Origin of the sequence: Pseudomonas frederiksbergensis (assembly GCF_003732665.1) — a bacterium.
GTDB classification, from domain to species: Bacteria; Pseudomonadota; Gammaproteobacteria; order Pseudomonadales; family Pseudomonadaceae; genus Aquipseudomonas; species Aquipseudomonas frederiksbergensis_G.
This window is the reverse complement of sequence record NZ_MOBP01000201.1, coordinates 1-468: the sequence shown is the minus strand read 5'-3', so window position 1 is coordinate 468 and position 468 is coordinate 1. Positions and strand designations below refer to the sequence as shown.

General features: G+C 59.2%; 1 protein-coding gene. It reads left to right on the top strand.

The annotated features are described in order from the left end of the window. Window positions 1–468, top strand: a 468-nt coding sequence (locus BK665_RS33810) for a polysaccharide deacetylase family protein (RefSeq protein ID WP_375538971.1), incomplete at both ends; no start/stop codon positions are given.

Below are 468 nucleotides of genomic sequence, written 5' to 3'. Positions count from 1 at the left end.
ATGAAGGAAGCGGGTTGGGAAATCGCCAGCCACGGTTATCGCTGGCTGGAATACAAGGACTTTTCTGAGGAGGAAGAGCGCAAGCACATCGTCGAAGCGGTGCACCTGCATACCGAACTGACGGGCGAGCGTCCCTACGGCATGTATCAGGGCAAGCCATCCGACAATACGCTGCGCCTCGTCATGGAGGAGGGCGGCTTCCTTTATTCCTCGGATTCCTATGCCGACGATCTGCCCTATTGGGTGAAGGGCGTGGGCGACGAGCCGTTCCTGATCATTCCCTATACGCTCGACACCAACGACATGCGTTTTGCCACGCCGCAGGGTTTCAATTCCGGCGATCAGTTCTTCACTTATCTGAAGGATGCCTTCGACGTGCTTTACCAGGAGGGAGTCGAAGGCGCGCCGAAGATGATGAGCATCGGCCTGCATTGCCGTCTCGTTGGCCGGCCGGGCCGGGCCGCGGCG